Source organism: Thermomonas aquatica (genome assembly GCF_006337105.1).
GTDB lineage: Bacteria > Pseudomonadota > Gammaproteobacteria > Xanthomonadales > Xanthomonadaceae > Thermomonas > Thermomonas aquatica.
Genome location: NZ_CP040871.1, coordinates 1,215,702 through 1,231,553 on the forward strand (window position 1 = coordinate 1,215,702; position 15,852 = coordinate 1,231,553).

The 15,852-nt window shown below is 69.4% G+C and carries 14 protein-coding genes; 2 read left to right on the plus strand and 12 right to left on the minus strand.

The genetic code is table 11. The features are described from left to right. Positions 1 to 15 precede the first annotated feature (15 nt). The 7 genes from ribB to glyA are packed head-to-tail and all read right to left on the minus strand — an operon-like array spanning position 16 to position 5,786. Complete coding sequence (ribB, locus tag FHQ07_RS05910) at positions 16 to 1,119, minus strand: 3,4-dihydroxy-2-butanone-4-phosphate synthase (RefSeq protein ID WP_139715936.1); 1,104 nt, start codon at positions 1,117 to 1,119, stop codon at positions 16 to 18. Continuing rightward, on the minus strand, positions 1,116 to 1,718 hold the full coding sequence (locus FHQ07_RS05915) for a riboflavin synthase (RefSeq protein WP_139715937.1): 603 nt from the start codon (positions 1,716 to 1,718) through the stop codon (positions 1,116 to 1,118). Before FHQ07_RS05915 ends, ribB begins: the two co-directional genes overlap by 4 nt. Next, positions 1,718 to 2,476 (minus strand): class I SAM-dependent methyltransferase, encoded by a 759-nt coding sequence (locus FHQ07_RS05920; RefSeq protein WP_139715938.1) that lies wholly within the window; start codon positions 2,474 to 2,476, stop codon positions 1,718 to 1,720. Before FHQ07_RS05920 ends, FHQ07_RS05915 begins: the two co-directional genes overlap by 1 nt. Beyond that, the gene (ribD, locus tag FHQ07_RS05925; RefSeq protein ID WP_139715939.1) at positions 2,473 to 3,564 is read right to left on the minus strand and encodes a bifunctional diaminohydroxyphosphoribosylaminopyrimidine deaminase/5-amino-6-(5-phosphoribosylamino)uracil reductase RibD; all 1,092 of its coding nucleotides are present in this window, start codon (positions 3,562 to 3,564) and stop codon (positions 2,473 to 2,475) included. Before ribD ends, FHQ07_RS05920 begins: the two co-directional genes overlap by 4 nt. Beyond that, positions 3,561 to 3,992, minus strand: a complete 432-nt coding sequence (locus FHQ07_RS05930; RefSeq protein WP_206202356.1) for a hypothetical protein — start codon at positions 3,990 to 3,992, stop codon at positions 3,561 to 3,563. Before FHQ07_RS05930 ends, ribD begins: the two co-directional genes overlap by 4 nt. After that, positions 3,989 to 4,507: a transcriptional regulator NrdR gene (gene nrdR, locus FHQ07_RS05935; RefSeq protein WP_139715940.1), complete on the minus strand. Its 519-nt coding sequence runs from the start codon at positions 4,505 to 4,507 to the stop codon at positions 3,989 to 3,991. The genes FHQ07_RS05930 and nrdR overlap by 4 nt, the downstream gene beginning before the upstream one ends. Positions 4,508 to 4,514: 7 nt before the next feature. Beyond that, positions 4,515 to 5,786, minus strand: a complete 1,272-nt coding sequence (glyA, locus tag FHQ07_RS05940) for a serine hydroxymethyltransferase (RefSeq protein WP_139715941.1) — start codon at positions 5,784 to 5,786, stop codon at positions 4,515 to 4,517. A 181-nt stretch (positions 5,787 to 5,967) separates the two neighbouring features. On the opposite strand from glyA, the gene ettA reads away from it, so the two are divergent. Next, positions 5,968 to 7,629, plus strand: a complete 1,662-nt coding sequence (gene ettA, locus FHQ07_RS05945; protein WP_139715942.1) for an energy-dependent translational throttle protein EttA — start codon at positions 5,968 to 5,970, stop codon at positions 7,627 to 7,629. A 56-nt stretch (positions 7,630 to 7,685) separates the two neighbouring features. Then, positions 7,686 to 8,498 carry an orotidine-5'-phosphate decarboxylase gene (gene pyrF, locus FHQ07_RS05950; protein ID WP_139717896.1) on the plus strand — a complete coding sequence of 271 codons (813 nt, stop codon included), beginning with the start codon at positions 7,686 to 7,688 and terminating at the stop codon, positions 8,496 to 8,498. Between the two features lie 6 nt (positions 8,499 to 8,504). On the opposite strand, the gene FHQ07_RS05955 is transcribed toward pyrF, so the two are convergent. The 5 genes from FHQ07_RS05955 to gspD all read right to left on the minus strand — a co-directional run bounded on the left by FHQ07_RS05955 (position 8,505) and on the right by gspD (position 15,838). Continuing rightward, positions 8,505 to 9,944, minus strand: coding sequence for a DUF1501 domain-containing protein (locus FHQ07_RS05955; RefSeq protein ID WP_139715943.1), 1,440 nt, complete (start codon positions 9,942 to 9,944; stop codon positions 8,505 to 8,507). A gap of 48 nt (positions 9,945 to 9,992) precedes the next feature. Then, the gene (locus FHQ07_RS05960; RefSeq protein WP_139715944.1) at positions 9,993 to 11,738 is read right to left on the minus strand and encodes a DUF1800 domain-containing protein; all 1,746 of its coding nucleotides are present in this window, start codon (positions 11,736 to 11,738) and stop codon (positions 9,993 to 9,995) included. Between the two features lie 169 nt (positions 11,739 to 11,907). Further along, complete coding sequence (locus tag FHQ07_RS05965) at positions 11,908 to 12,819, minus strand: glycosyltransferase (protein WP_139715945.1); 912 nt, start codon at positions 12,817 to 12,819, stop codon at positions 11,908 to 11,910. Further along, complete coding sequence (locus FHQ07_RS05970) at positions 12,816 to 13,685, minus strand: glycosyltransferase family 2 protein (protein ID WP_240703557.1); 870 nt, start codon at positions 13,683 to 13,685, stop codon at positions 12,816 to 12,818. Before FHQ07_RS05970 ends, FHQ07_RS05965 begins: the two co-directional genes overlap by 4 nt. Then, positions 13,682 to 15,838 carry a type II secretion system secretin GspD gene (gene gspD, locus FHQ07_RS05975; protein ID WP_139715946.1) on the minus strand — a complete coding sequence of 719 codons (2,157 nt, stop codon included), beginning with the start codon at positions 15,836 to 15,838 and terminating at the stop codon, positions 13,682 to 13,684. The genes FHQ07_RS05970 and gspD overlap by 4 nt, the downstream gene beginning before the upstream one ends. Between the last annotated feature and the right edge of the window lie 14 nt (positions 15,839 to 15,852).

Below are 15,852 nucleotides of genomic sequence, written 5' to 3' on the forward strand. Positions count from 1 at the left end.
ACGGGGCTGCGCAGTTTACCGCGCCGGCGCGACCACGTAGTCCACGACCTCCAGCCCGAAGCCGGCCAGCCCGACCTGGCGGCGCGGCGTGCCCAGCACCCGCAGCTTGCCGAAGCCCAGGTCGTGCAGGATCTGCGCGCCGGCGCCGTTGCGCCGCCACTGGCCCACGTCCTTGCTGCTGGTGGTCGCGACGGGTTGCTTGCGCAGCCGGGCCAGCAGGGCCTCGGCATTGCGCGGCTCCGACAAGACCACCATTACCCCGCGATCCTCGGCGGCGATCGCGCGCAGGGCATCGGTGGCGGCCACGCCGAAATCGTCGCGGCGCCAGTGCAGCAGGTCGCTGAGCGGGTTCTCCACCTGCACCCGCACCAGGGTCGGGGTGTCCTTGTCGGGCGTGCCGCGCACCAGGGCGAAATGCAGCTCGTGGGCGATGCGGTCGCGATAGGTGACCAGGGTGAAGGCGCCGAACTCGGTGTCGATGGCGCGCGCGTCGATGCGCTCGACGGTGTGCTCAGTGGCCAATCGATGGGCGATCAGGTCGGCGATCGAACCCATCTTCAGCCCGTGCTCGCGCGCGAATTCCTCGAGTTGCGGGCGCCGCGCCATGCTGCCGTCGGCATTCATGATCTCCACCAGCACGCCGGCCGGCTCCAGCCCGGCCAGCAGCGGCAGGTCGCTGGCGGCTTCGGTATGGCCGGCGCGGGTCAGCACGCCGCCGGCCTGCGCGGTCAGCGGGAAGATGTGGCCCGGCTGCGACAGGTCGGACGGTTTCGCGTCCGGCCGCACCGCGGTGCGGATGGTATGCGCGCGGTCGTAGGCGCTGATGCCGGTGGTGACGCCTTCGGCGGCCTCGATGCTCACCGTGAAGTTGGTCTGGAACTGCGCGGTATTGGCCTGCACCATCGGCGCCAGGCCGAGCTGCGCGCAGCGCTCGCGGGTCAGCGACAGGCAGACCAGGCCGCGCGCGTGGGTGATCATGAAATTGATGTCGGCCGGGCGCACCAGTTCGGCGGCCATGATCAGGTCGCCTTCGTTCTCGCGGTCCTCGTCGTCCACCACCACGACCATGCGGCCGGCGCGGATTTCGTCCAGCAATTCCGGGATGCTTGCGAAGCTCATGCCTTGTCCTTCGTCGCGAGCAGCCGCTCGACGTAACGCGCCAGCAGGTCGACCTCGATGTTGACCGGATCGCCTTCGCGCAATGCGTGGAACGCGGTGTGCGCGACGGTGTGCGGGATCAGCGCGACCTCGAAACCGGCATCGTCCACGCCGTTCACCGTGAGGCTCACGCCGTCCACGCAGATCGAGCCCTTGTGCGCCACGTAGCGCAGCAGCGCGATCGGCGCGGCGAAGCGCCAGCGCACCGCGCGCGCATCATCCCAACGTTTTTCCGCGATGCCGAGGCCGTCCACGTGGCCGCTGACCAGATGGCCGCCGAGGCGGTCCGTCGGCAGCATCGCGCGTTCGAGGTTGAGCGGCGCGCCGATGCCGAGCTTGCCCAGCGTGGTCAGCGCCAGGGTTTCGCTGGACGCATCGATGACGAAGCGGCTCGCGTCGAATTCGACCACGGTCAGGCAGCAGCCGTTGACCGCGATGCTCTCGCCGAGCTGCACGTCATCGAAGGGCAGCGTGCCGACCTCGATGGTGAAGCGCGCATCGCCGCCACGCGCTTCGCGCGCGGCAAGGCGACCCACGCCTGCGATCAATCCGGTGAACATCAGTGGGGCTTCCTGGAGGCATGCACGAACAGCGGCCAGCGCACGCGCTGCGTGGGCGCGTCGCCCCAGGCCTGTTCGAACGAGGGAACGGATTCGGCGACGACGTCGCGGCCGGTCGCATCGCGATGGCGCTTGCTGGCCGAATAACTGGCGAAATAGTCGAGCAGGCGTTGCAGCGGCCAATCGGCGGCAAGCTCGAACGGCGGCGCTTCGATGCGCGGGAACGGCCAGCGGTAGCCGGCATAGGCGGCATCGACATCGGCGCGCTCGCGCGGCCAAGAGGCGCGGATCGCGTCCTGCAGCCGCGCGTTGGCGGCCTCAAGCGCGGGCGGAACGACGATGTCCTGGTAACCCCAGGCCACCAGCACCCCGCCCGGCTTCAGCACGCGCGCGGCTTCGGCGAAGAAGGCGGCACGATCGAACCAGTGCAGCGCCTGCGCGACGCACACGGCATCGGCGCAGGCATCCTCCAGGCTGCAGCGTTCGCCGGGCTCGACCGCGAATACCGCGTTGCCGATCGCCGGCGCTTGCGCGACCTGCGCCGCGCTCGGATCGGTGGCATGCACGCGGTCGAACCGCGTGGCGAGGTCGCGGGTGGCCTGCCCGCTACCGCAGCCGGCTTCCCAGCACAGCCCGCGTGCTGGCGCGATCGACGCGATCCAGTCGAACAATGCCGGCGGATACTCCGGGCGCGCCGCGGCATAGTTGCCGGCGACTGCGGAGAAATGGTCCTTGAATCGCGTCGCCGCCCCGCTCATGCCGGCATCGGGCGCAGCAGCAGGCGGTGGTCGTCGCCGATGCGGCGGCTGTCGACGGCCTGCAGTTGCAGGCGTTCGGTCATCGCGTCGATGTGCAGGCCGTCGAACAGCGGGCGGGCGCGCTCGCCGAGCAGCACCGGCGCGATGTACAGCAGCAGTTCGTCGACTAGGCCCGCGGACAGGAACGCGCCGGCCAGCGTCGCCCCGGCTTCCAGCTGCACTTCGTTGATGCCGCGCGCGGCCAGCAGCTTCAGCACCGCATCGAGGTCGAAGCGCCCGCCCTGCACCGGCACGGCGATGTGTTCGATGCGCATCTCGCGCGGCGGCTTGGTGTCGGGCGCGTGCAGGTACAGGGTCGGCGCATCGCCCTCGCGCACGCGGCCGCGGGCGACCGTGGCCAGGCCCGGATCCAGCACCACCCGCAGCGGTGGGACGTAGTCCACGCCTTGCTCCAGCCGCACGGTCAGTTGCGGGTCGTCGGCAAGCACGGTGCCGGCGCCGGTCAGGATCGCGCCGCTGCGCGCGCGCCATTGGTGCACGTCGCGGCGCGCGGCGTCGCCGCTGATCCACTTGGAATCGCCGGAGGCCATCGCGGTGCGGCCGTCCAGGCTCATCGCCAGCTTGACCCGCAGCCACGGCCGGCCGCGCTCGACCCGCGACAGGAAGCCGCGGTTGAGTTCGCGCGCCTGCGCTTCCATCAGGCCGCACTCGACCGCGATGCCGGCCGCGCGCAGTTTCTCGAAGCCGGCGCCGTCCACCTGCGGGAACGGATCGCGCATCGCGCCGACCACGCGGCCCACGCCGGCCGCGATCAACGCATCCGCGCACGGCCCGGTGCTGCCGGTATGCGCGCAGGGTTCCAGCGTCACGTAGGCGGTGGCGCCGCGCGCACGTTTGCCCGCGGCCTGCAGCGCGAACACCTCCGCATGCGGCCCGCCCTTGCGCTGGTGCCAGCCTTCGCCGACGACCTCGTCGCCCTGCGCGATCACGCAGCCGACCATCGGGTTCGGCCGGGTGGTGAAGGCCGCGCGTTCGGCCAGGCGCAGGGCGCGCGCCATCATCGCGTGGTCGCTGGCGGAGAAATTCATGGCGCGACGCGCTCGTAGCGGCCGCGTTCGCCGCCCTTGCGGAATCCATCCATGTCCCACGGCCACGACGGCACCAGGCCGCCGTCGTCGATGCGCAGCCGCATGCGTTCGAACTTCGCCTGCGGGTATTGCGGCGGATAGCCCATGTCGACCACCGTCAGTTCGACGCGATCGCCCTTGCGCGCCCACGTGCCGCGCGCGCCCAGATCGAGCGCGCCATAGCTGAAGTACCACTCGAAGCGGCCATCGCCGCGCAACAGCAGGCCGGAGCCGGTTTCCATCACCCCGGACAGCGAATATTCGCCGGCGAGGGCGGCGTCCACCGGCTTCGCCGCCGCATCCTTCGGCCGCGCCTGTTCCTGCGCCAGCGCCGGCGCCGCGCAACCGGCGAGCAGCAGCGCCGGCAACAGCATGCGCAGGCGCGTCATCGGCGCTTGCCCTTTTCCGCGGTTTCGCCGCCCAGCAGCGGCAACTGGCTGTCGCCGGCCGGCAGGTCGCGCTCGAGCTTCTCGATCTCCTCGCGGAAATCGGCGACGTCCTCGAAACTGCGGTACACCGAGGCGAAGCGCACGTAGCCGACATGATCGAGCTTGCGCAGCTCGGCCATCACGAATTCGCCGACCCGGCGCGATTCCAGTTCGCGCTCGGTGGTCATCCGCAGCTGGTGCACCACCGCGCGCACCGCCGCCTCGATCTTCTCCTCCGATACCGCCCGCTTCTGCAGCGCGCGGTCGAAGCCGGCGCGCAGCTTGCGCGCATCGAAGTTCTCGCGGCGCCCGTCCGACTTGATGATCGCCGGCAGCTTCAGCTCGATGGTTTCCAGCGTGGAGAACCGCTCGCCGCAGGCCTCGCACTCGCGCCGGCGGCGGATCGTGGCGCCATCCTCGCTGACCCGCGAATCGATCACCCGGGTATCGGTGTGCTGGCAGAACGGGCAATGCACCTTGCGCTTATCCGCCGTAGACCGGGAACTGCCTGCATTGCAGGGTCACGTTCTCGCGCACGCCGGCGATCACGTTGTCGTCGTTCGGGTTGTCGAGCACGTCGCAGATCCATTCGGCCAGCGCCACGCAGTCCGCTTCCTTGTAGCCGCGGGTGGTGACCGCCGGGGTGCCGATGCGCAGGCCGCTGGTGACGAAGGGCTTGCGCGGGTCGTTCGGCACCGAGTTCTTGTTGACGGTGATGTGCGCCTTGCCCAGGGCTTCCTCGGCCTGCTTGCCGCTGACGTCCTTGCCGATCATGTCGACCAGCATCAGGTGGTTCTGGGTGCCGCCGGACACGATCTTGTAGCCGCGGGCGATGATCGTCTTCGCCATCGCCTGCGCGTTCTTGACCACCTGTTCCTGGTAGGCCTTGAACTCCGGCTCCAGCGCTTCCTTGAACGCCACCGCCTTGGCCGCGATCACGTGCATCAGCGGGCCGCCCTGGATGCCCGGGAAAACGATGCTCTGCAGCTTCTTCTCGATCTCTTCCGCCTGCTCGCCCATCCCGGCCTTGCTGGCCACGATGATGCCGCCGCGCGGGCCGCGCAGGGTCTTGTGGGTGGTGCTGGTGACCACGTGCGCATGCGGCACCGGGTTCGGATACACGCCGGCGGCGACCAGGCCGGCGACATGCGCCATGTCCACGAACAGGTAGGCGCCGACCTTGTCGGCGATCGCGCGGAAGCGCGCCCAGTCGACCACCTGCGAATACGCGGAGAACCCGGCAACCACCATCTTCGGCTTGTGTTCGAGGGCGAGGCGTTCGACCTCGTCGTAATCGATCAGGCCGGCATCGTTCACCCCGTACTGCACCGCGTTGAACAACTTGCCGGAGGCATTGACCTTGGCGCCGTGGGTCAGGTGACCGCCGTGCGCCAGCGACATGCCGAGGATGGTGTCGCCCGGCTGCAGCAGCGCGAAGTACACCGCCTGGTTGGCCTGCGAACCGGAATGCGGCTGCACGTTGGCGTAATCGGCGCCGAACAATTGCTTGATGCGGTCGATGGCCAGCTGCTCGGCGATATCCACGTACTCGCAGCCGCCGTAGTAGCGCTTGCCCGGATAGCCTTCCGCGTACTTGTTGGTCAGCTGGCTGCCCTGCGCCTCCATCACCCGCGGGCTGGCATAGTTCTCGCTGGCGATCAGCTCGACGTGATCCTCCTGTCGACGGGTCTCGTCGGCGATGGCCTTGGCGAGTTCGGGGTCGAAAGCGGCGATCAGGTCGGCACGGGAGAACATTGGAACTCCGGGGTGGCGGTGGGGAACCGCAAGTTTAGCGTTTCACGGCAGCACGCACCCCATGCGATGGAGTACGCGGCTGCCGCCGCAGGCGGCTGCCCGGCTATAATCCCGCCATCCTGATCCTCTTCCGCGGCCCTGCCCTGCGCAGTCGCCGCCGCCTGCCTGCGGAGCTCCCCCGATGTCGCAATTCATCTACACCATGCAAGGCGTCAGCAAGGTGGTCCCGCCCAAGCGCCAGATCATCAAGGACATCTCGCTGTCCTTCTTCCCCGGCGCCAAGATCGGCCTCTTGGGCCTCAACGGCGCCGGCAAGTCCACCGTGCTCAAGATCATGGCCGGCGTGGACACCGATTTCACCGGCGAGGCGCGCCCGCAGCCCGGCATCAAGGTCGGTTACCTGGAGCAGGAGCCGCGCCTCAATCCGGAGCAGACCGTGCGCGAGGCGGTCGAGGAGGGCGTGGGCGAAGTGCTGCAGGCGCAGAAGCGGCTGGACGAGGTGTACGCCGCCTATGCCGAGGACGGCGCCGATTTCGACGCGCTGGCGAAGGAGCAGGAACGGCTGGAAGCCATCCTCGCCGCCGGCGATGCGCACACCCTGGAGAACCAGCTGGAAGTCGCCGCCGACGCGCTGCGCCTGCCGCCGTGGGACGCCGTGGTCGGCAAGCTGTCGGGTGGCGAGAAGCGCCGCGTCGCGCTGTGCCGCCTGCTGCTGCAGAAGCCGGACATGCTGCTGCTCGACGAACCGACCAACCACCTCGACGCCGAATCGGTCGAGTGGCTGGAGCAGTTCCTGGCCCGCTACACCGGCACCGTGGTCGCGGTCACCCACGACCGCTACTTCCTCGACAACGCCGCCGAATGGATCCTCGAGCTCGACCGCGGCCGCGGCATCCCGTGGAAGGGCAACTACACCGACTGGCTGGTGCAGAAGGACGAGCGCCTGAAGCAGGAAGAAGGCCAGGAAAAGGCGCGCCAGAAGGCGATCCAGAAGGAACTGGAATGGTCGCGGCAGAACGCCAAGGGCGGCCGCTCCAAGGGCAAGGCGCGCCTGGCGCGCATGGAAGAGCTGCAGTCGGTCGACTACCAGCGCCGCAACGAGACCAACGAGATATTCATCCCGCCGGGCGAGCGCCTGGGCCAGAAGGTCATCGAGTTCAAGAACGTGTCGAAGAAGTTCGGCGACCGCCTGCTGATCGACGACCTCAGCTTCAGCGTGCCGCCGGGCGCGATCGTCGGCATCATCGGCCCCAACGGCGCCGGCAAGTCGACCCTGTTCCGCATGATCACCGGCCAGGAACAGCCCGACACCGGCAGCATCGACATGGGCTCGACGGTGAAGCTGGCCTACGTCGACCAGAGCCGCGACAAGCTGGAAGGCAACCACAACGTGTTCCAGGAAGTCTCCGGCGGCCTGGACATCCTCAACATCAACGGCATCGAGATCCAGTCGCGCGCCTACATCGGCCGCTTCAACTTCAAGGGCCAGGACCAGCAGAAGCTGGTCGGCACGCTGTCCGGCGGCGAGCGCGGCCGCCTGCACATGGCCAAGACCCTGCTGCAGGGCGGCAACGTGCTGCTGCTCGACGAACCGTCCAACGACCTCGACATCGAGACCCTGCGCGCGCTCGAGGACGCGTTGCTGGAATTCCCCGGCAACGCCTTCGTGATCTCGCACGACCGCTGGTTCCTCGACCGCATCGCCACCCACATCCTCGCCTTCGAAGGCGATTCGCACGTGGAGTTCTTCCAGGGCAACTACCGCGAGTACGAGGAAGACAAGAAGCGCCGCCTGGGCAACGATGCCGGCCCGCACCGCCTGCGCTTCAAGGCGCTGAAGTAAGCAGCCCGCGCCCACGGCAACGTGGGCGTCTTCGCATGCAGAAGGAGAAGGTCGAGATGGGCTTCATCGAACAACTGCGCGCGCGCTGGCAGGCATCGAACTCGCTGGTCTGCGTCGGCCTGGATCCGGATCCGGCGAAATTCCCGCCGATGTTCGCCGGCCGCGACGATGCGATCTTCGAATTCTGCCGCGACATCGTCGATGCCACCGCCGAGTTCGCCTGCGCGTTCAAGCCGCAGATCGCCTACTTCGCCGCTTTCGGCGCGGAGGACGCGTTGCGCCGGCTGATCGCGCACATCCACGACGCGCACCCGGGCATCCCGGTGATCCTGGACGCCAAGCGCGGCGACATCGGCAGCACCGCCTCGATGTACGCGATCGAGGCCTTCGACCGCTTCGGTGCCGACGCGGTGACGCTCAACCCGTACATGGGCCACGATTCCGCGCAGCCTTTCCTCGACCGCGCCGGCAAGGGCTGCGTGTTCCTCTGCCATACCTCCAACCCCGGCGCCGGCGATTTCCAGGACCTGGACTTCGGCGGCACCCCGCTCTACCAGCACGTGGCCGAAACCATCGCCGCCGACTGGAACGCGCACGGCAATTGCGCGCTGGTGGTCGGCGCGACCTATCCGGAAGAGTTGAAAGCGATCCGCGGCATCGTCGGCGACATGCCGCTGCTGATCCCCGGCATCGGCGCCCAGGGCGGCGACGTCGAAGCCACCGTGCGCAACGGCAAGAGCGCCGACGGCAGCGGCCTGATGGTCAATTCCTCGCGCGGGATCCTGTACGCCTCGAACGGCGGCGACTACACGATCGCCGCGGGCTGGGCGGCGCAGACCCTGCGCGACGAGATCAACCGCCACCGCTGAGCGGGCTCAGCCCAGGAAGCCGAGCCGCGGCGCGGCGAAATTGCCCAGGCCGGGGAAGATCGTCGCCATCTCCGCATCGCCCACGCCCAGCCAATGGGCGAAGGTCGCGCCGTACTGCTGGATCGAGGTGGTCGGGATCATCCGCCCGCGCCCCATCGACTGTTCGCCGTCCAGTTCCAGCAGCGGATAGTCGCCCCAGACCTGGCGGCCCTGCAGGGAGCCGCCATTGGCCGCCGCGCCGCCCATCACCAGCTGCACGCCGCCCCAGGCGTGGTCGGTGCCGTTGCCGTTGCTGTTGAGGGTGCGCCCGAAGTCGCTCATGGTGAAGGTGGTCACCCGGTTGAGCATGCCGATCTCCTGCAGCCCGGCACGGAACGCCGCCAGCGCCTGCGCCACCTGGGTGAGCAGGGCCGCATGCCGGCTCGGGCCCATCTGCAGGTCGTGGGTGTCGAAACCGCCCAGCCCGGCGAAGTAGATCTGCCGCTTGTGGCCGATCGACGGTCCCTGGCTGACCTTGATCAGGCGCGCGATCATGCGCAGCTGCGCCGACAACGGCGTGGCGGGGAACAGGGTGGCGATGTCGCCGCCGTTGGCCGGGTCGAGCGCGGTCCTCAACGCGGTGTTGACCGTGATCGACGTCCTGCCCAGGCCGGCGTAGCGCGCCCGCATCTGCTGGTCCTGGCTGGCGTTCAGCAGCTCCTCGAGGGCTGCCAAGCGGGTCGCGTCGGCCTGGCTGCCGGTGGACGACATCCGCGCCAGCTCGGTCGGCCCGCTCGATGCGACGGCATACGGCAGCACCGATGCCCCGCTCTGGTACAGGTTGTTGCCGGAGACCGAGATCGTCGGCGGCAAGGCGGTCAGGCCGGTATTGAGCGAGGCGATCCGGTCGCCGCTGAGTCCGCCCCAGCCGTTGGCCGCGTGGGTGCCGGTGGAGTGCCCACGCATCCACTGCCGCTGCTGGTCGTTGTGGGAAAACAGGTACGGCGGCTGCGGCTTGCTTGCCAGCTCCGACTTCCGCAGCGGCTCGACCAGGCTGCCGATGTTGGCGAGGAAGGCCAGCTCGCCGCTGTCGAACAGCGGCTTGGCCGCGGCGAACGCCGGATGCAGGCCCCAGTTCTTGCCGGAGCCGTCCGCGACCGTGGCCAGGCTGTCGCGGGCGATGCCGAGCCCGAACGGATTGCTGGTCGCGTCGTACACGCCGCCGCGGCTTTGCAGGTAGAGGTCGTACTCCGCCTGCGCATGCGGGATCAGCATGTTGTAGGAGTCGTTGCCGCCGTACAGGAAGATGCAGACCAGCGCGCGGTAGTCGCCGGGCGCGGGGGCGGCGGCCAGCGCCTGCCCGATCAGTTCGAGCTGCGGGAACAGCGCGCCGGCGGTGCCGGTGGCGACCAGGGCGCCGAGCCCTTGCAGGAAGCGCCGGCGGTCGTGGCGGGTCGAATGCGGCATGGTGCTCTCCTCTCTGGCGCGGCGCACGAACGCCGCGCATGGATACGGTCAACGCTGGATCGCGTAGTCCGGCGACGACAGCGCAAGCAGCAGCAACGAGCGCGCGCGTTCCGACGAGCTGCGCCCCTGGCTGCGCAAGCTGTCCAGCATCCGGGTCATGGTGCCGACGCTGGCCGGCGACAGCCCTCCGCCGCACAGCAGCAGGTTCACGTCCTGCACCATCCCGGCGTGGTCGCCCGCGTCGGCGAGCTGCACCAGGCGGGTGATGTCCAGCACCGGCGCATTGGTGTTGGCGGTCGGCGCCGCGGTCGTGGCGTAGTTCCACAACAGCGCGTCGCTCTGGTTGTGGCCGGTGGTGAAGGTCGATTCGTTGACGATCTGCAACTCGGGGGCGTACGCGCCCTGGCTGCCGTTGGCCATCGGAACGCGGTAGTCCGGCTCGAAGAAATTGAAGACCGATGGCGCGCGCTGCGAGTCCTGGGCGATCGAGACGGTGAGGTCGCCGGTGTTGCCGGCGCGGAAGCGCAGGCTGCCGTCCGCCGGCGGCACGTACTTCGCCTGGTAGGCGCGCCACAGGTGGGCGATGCGCAGCAGCGGCTCGCGCGGCTTGCCGTAGGCCGGGTCGGACGACGCGGTGCGCGCCTCGCTGTCGAGCAGGATCGCGCGCAGCACGCGCCCGAGGTCGCCGTTGCTGGCGGTCCATGCCTGGACCACCCGCTGGATGTAGGCCGGGCTCGGGTTGCTGGTGACGAAGCGCTGGATCAGCTGGCGGCTGATGAAGGGCGCGGTGCTGGGATGGTTGCTCAGCGCATCCAGCACCTGCTCCAGGTCGGCGGCGCAGTCGTTGCCGCTGCTGATCACGATGCCGCGGAAGATCGTCTTCGGCTTGTCGTCATGGAAGGCCGGGTGGCACTGCATCGGCGCATAGCTGCGCGCGTCCACCCTGCCGTAGTTCGCATCCGACTGCCCCGCATAGGTCCAGCCGGTGAACACCCGCGCCATCGCCGCCACCACCGCCGAGTTGTAGGTGGGGACCGGTTGCCCGCCCGCGTCCAGCACCGGCGAAAAATCCGGGTTGCGTTCGACCAGGCCGATGCTGAACAACTGCATCACTTCGCGCCCGTAGTTTTCGTCCGGCACGACCTTGCCGTCCGCGCTCGCCTTGCGGTTGCCGGCATGGCTGAGATACGCGCCCATCGCCGGGTGCAGGGTCACCGCCTTCAGCACGCCGCGATAACTGCCGAAGGCGTTGCGGGCGAGGGTGTCCTGGTAGTCGGCGACGCGCGGGATCTGCGCCTGCCCGCTCTCGAAGTCGGAGACCACGAAGATCTCGCTGAGCGCGAACGCCATCCGCATGCGCAACTGGTCGCGATTGTTCGCGGCGAACCACAGCCAGGCATTGCGGCGGTGCGCCTGGCCGAGGTCGCCCTCCGGCAGGCCGTTGGCGACGACCTGCTGCAGATGCGGCAGCACCAGCGTGACCGGCGTGCGCGCCGGATCCAGCTGTTCGTCGATCCATTGCGCGTAGCCGATCTCGCGCACCCGCGCGATGTCGGCGCGGGTCGGGCCGAACGTGGCCTGGGTCAGGAATCGCGCCGCCTCGGCCTCGCTGATCGACACCGGCGGCGGCGGTGGAGGCGGCGGCGTGATCGGCCCGCCGCCGCGCCCGCCGCCGCCACCGCAGGCCGTGAGCAGGAACAGCAGGGCGACCAGCAGCAGGCCGGATCCGGCGCGAATGGCCGGATTCGCAGGGCGCAGGCTGGAGGCACGCATGGACGAGCGCTTGCTGGACATTGCCAATCCCCTCCCGGGTTGGACGGTGCGAGTGCGCAACGGCGGTTCCGGGGGCCGGCGCCGGCGCGTCTCCAACATGGCAACGGAACCGCGGCTGCGCGGTTGACAGGCGATTCGCCGGATCACGCATTCATGCGCATGGGCGCCAGCATCCGCCGGCGCGGATGGACTAGCCGCGCGCGCGCAGGACCGCCTGCAGCGCGGCGAAAGGGAACCGCGCCCAGATCATCGCGAACACCGCCGCACGCACCCACGCACGCCGGCGCGGCGCCTCGAACTTGCCGAAATAGCGCCAGAAGCCGCGGTGCTTGTGCCATTCCACGAACAGCGGCCGCGCCCGCGAGGACACCCCGCGCACGTGCAGCACGCGCACGTCGTTGGCGCAGGCGACCAGCGCCCCGGCGGCGCGCGCGCGCCGGCACAGGTCGAGGTCTTCCGCGTGCAGGCGATAGCCTTCGTCGAAACCGCCGATGCGCTCGAACAGGCCGCGCGGCAGCAGCAGCAGCGCGCCCGATACCGCATCCACCGTCTGCAGCGGCTGCGCGGGATCGACGCCGATGCCCAGCCGCGCGCGCGCCGGATCGCGCAGCATCGCCGCGAAATCCGGATCGCGCCTACGCGCGGCGGCGTCGCGCAGGCCATCGTCGTCGATCAGGTCGGCGCCGAGCACGGCATCCCCGCGCTTGCCGCGCCAGGCGGCTTCGGGATCGTCGCCGGGATCGCGCGGCCCAGCCGCATCGAAACCCATCGCCGCATGCGCATGCGCGCGCATCCGCACCAGCGAATCGGCTTCGACCAGGCAGTCCGGATTGACGAAGGCCAGCCACGGCGCGCGGCTGTCGGCCGCGCCCTGGTTGCAGGCCACGGCGAAGCCGGGGTTGTCGGGATTGGCGATGAAGCGCAGGCGGCGGTCGGCCAGCGCATGCCGTTGCACGATGTCCAGCGTGCCGTCGCGCGAATCGTTGTCGACCACGCGGATCTCGACCACGCCGTCCGCCGCGCGCAGGCGCGACAGGCAGTCGTCCAGCGTCTCGCTGCTGTCGTAGCTGACCACGATGGCGGCGATGCCGGCGGCGGTCATGGCGCGCGGGCGAACAGGTCCTGCTGCGGCGAGCCGCTGTCGAGCGCGGCCAGCCGCGCATCCAGCTGGCCGCGCAATGCCCGGATCGGATCGTCCATCAGGAAGTTCGCCAGCCGCGCGTGCCAGGCCGGCCAGCGCACCGACAGGCGGTCCATGTCGCCATCGCAGGGCGCGCCTTCCGCGTCGCGCAGGACGAAGCCGGTCTCGCACAGCGCATTGCGCCAGCCCAGGCCGGACAGGCGCAACGACAGGTCGATCAGCGCGGCGTACCAGGAGCGGTAGCTGGAAGGATCCAGCCCGCCGGCGCGCTTGCGCGCGCTGCCGCGGATCAGCACCGCATGCCCCACCGCCGCCGGCAGCTCCGGGTGCTGCGCCGGCAGTTGCGCGCAGGCGCGGGCCAGGCGCGAAGCCTCTTCCCCGAGCGCGACGATCTCGCCGATCCGCGGCCAGCTCGCGGCTTCGCCGGCATTGCTCCAGGGCGTGGCGGTGGCGATGGCGGCATCGCGGGCCAGGCAATCCGCAAGCTGCTGCAACCAGCCGGGCGCGGGCCGCGCGTCGCTGGCCAGGATCGCCACGTCGCCGTCGCCGCAGGCGCGCAGGGCTTCGTCGATGTGCGCGGCCTCGCCGATCGGCGATGCGCGGCGGGTGTGCGCGGCCTGCAGGGGCGTCCTCGCCAGCCAGGCTTCGATGATCGCGGTGCCGCGCGGCCCGGCCTGCGCATCGTCGGCCAGCCACACGCGGGTGCCGGCGGGGGTGCCGGCATCCAGCGCGGCGAGGCAGGCATCCAGCGCGTCCTCGTCGACGCCGACCGGCACCAGCACAACGGGCAGGTTGGCGGCGCGCAGCGAGGACGCGGCCGGGTTCACTTCGCCTTGGGGTTGTAGATCGGATCCAGTGCGCGGAAGCGGCGGCCGTATTCGTCGGTCAGTTCGCGTGCTTCCATCGGGTTGCGGACCACGGTGGGGGTGATCAGCACGACTAGTTCGTCGCGTTCCTTGCTGGTGCCCTGCTGGCCGAACAAGCCGCCGAGGATCGGGATCCGGCTCAGGCCGGGGATGCCGGACGAGGTCTTGCTGGCGCTGTCGGTGATCAGGCCGGCAAGCATGATGGTTTCGCCGCTGGGCACCACCGCGCTGGTCCGGACCTTGTTGGTGTCGATGCGCACATTGCCATTGCCATCGGCGACACCGGTCGGCTTGCTCACCTCCTGCACGATGTCGAGGAACACCATGCCATCGCGGGTGATGCGCGGGCGCACCTTGAGGATGATGCCGGTTTCCAAGTACTGCACCGAGCTGTAGGTGTTGTCGCCGCCGTTGTTGGGGTTGATGCTCACCGAATTGATCGGGATGCGGCTGCCCACGTTGAGGCTGGCTTCCTTGTTGTTCTGGGTGAACACGGAAGGAGAGGACATCACCCGCAGGTCGGTGACGTTGTCCAATGCCTGCACGATCGCCGCGGCATTGCGTCCCAGGAAAGTCCAGGTGAGGACATTGCCGAAGTTGGTTCCATCGGAACCGGTGTACGGCGAGACGCTGCTGGAATAGGAACCCCAGCTGTTGCGACCGGTCGGGTACGGCAGGCCGGCATCATCCGAGACCGCGTTGTCGAAGAACCAGCTGACCCCGTATTGCAACGCCCCCTTAAGCGCCACGTTGATCACCTGCGCTTCGATATGCACCTGCGAGGGCATCACGTCGATGCGCTCGATGACTTCGCGGATCGATTTCCATGCTGCGGGCGTGGCACGCACCAGCAACGAATTGGTGTCCTCCAATGCGGATACGCCGACCTCGACGCCGTCCACGCGCAGGTTGACCCGTCCGTTCCCGCTGCGAGTGCTCGGCAGGGCCGCACCTTCGCCGTTGCCGGAGCCGACCGCCGCGGAGGACGTGCTGTTCTTGTCGTCCACGCCGCTGTCGCGGATCTCGGTGGACTCCAGCCCGGGCATCAGCGAGGGCTGATCCTGGCCGGAGGACTGCGCATTGCCGCTGCCGAATACCTCGGCCAGGCGGTCGGCCAAGTCGCGCGCCTTGATGTACTTCAATTCGTAGGAGAACAGCCGGCCGTCGCCGCTGCCGCCTTCGATGCGGTCGATCCACTGCCGGATATCGTCCAGGTAGTTCGGCTGGCTGGTGATCACCATCACCGCGTTGGCGCTGTCCAGCGGCATGAAGCGGAACATGCCGGAGACCGGGGTCTTGCTGGCCTCGCCGAACACCCGCTCCAGGTCCTGCACCACCTGGCTGGCGCGCCCGGACTGCAGCGGGAACACGCCGACCGACATGCTGGCCATCCAGTCGACGTCGAACACCTGGATGGTGCGCAGGTAGTTCTCCAGTTCGGCGCGGGTGCCGGCCACGGTGATCAGGTTGCGCGCACCGTCGACGCTGACGATCGAGCCCTGCTTCGCGTACGGCTTGAGGATCTTCTCCATCTCCGCGGCGGACACGTAGCGCAACGGCACCACCCGCGACTCGAAGCCGCGCGCCAGCGCCGGCGAACCGGTGCGCGGCACCACGCCGCTGGTCAGCGCCTGGTCGGCGGTGACGATGTTGTAGCGGCCGTCGCTGTAGACCATGCGCGCGTTGTTCTGCGCCAGCACGCCTTCCAGCAGGTTGAGCGCCCCCGCGGAACCCACCGGCTTCTGGGTGGCGATGGTCACCGTGCCCTGCACCCCCGGCGCGATGCTGTAGCTCTGGCCGAGCATGTCGCCGAGGATCGCCTTGACCACCGCCTGCAGCGACTCGCCCTCGAAATTGAAGCTGGCCTGGCCGGTGCTGGCCAGCGACGGCGGCGGCGCGCTGGCCGCGGCCTGGTTGATCGGCGCGCTCGCGCCACGGCGGATCACCGGCTGCGGGCCGGCATTGCCCATGGTTTCGGGCAGGGCATCGGTGCGGATGCCGCCGGCCTGGGTGCCCGGCAAGTGCTCGGCGCGCTGCATCTGCGGCGAGGGCAAGCTCGAACACGCGGCCAGCAGGCCCAGCACGACGGTGGCAAGGAAGGGACGGACGTTCATTCGCGACAACTCCA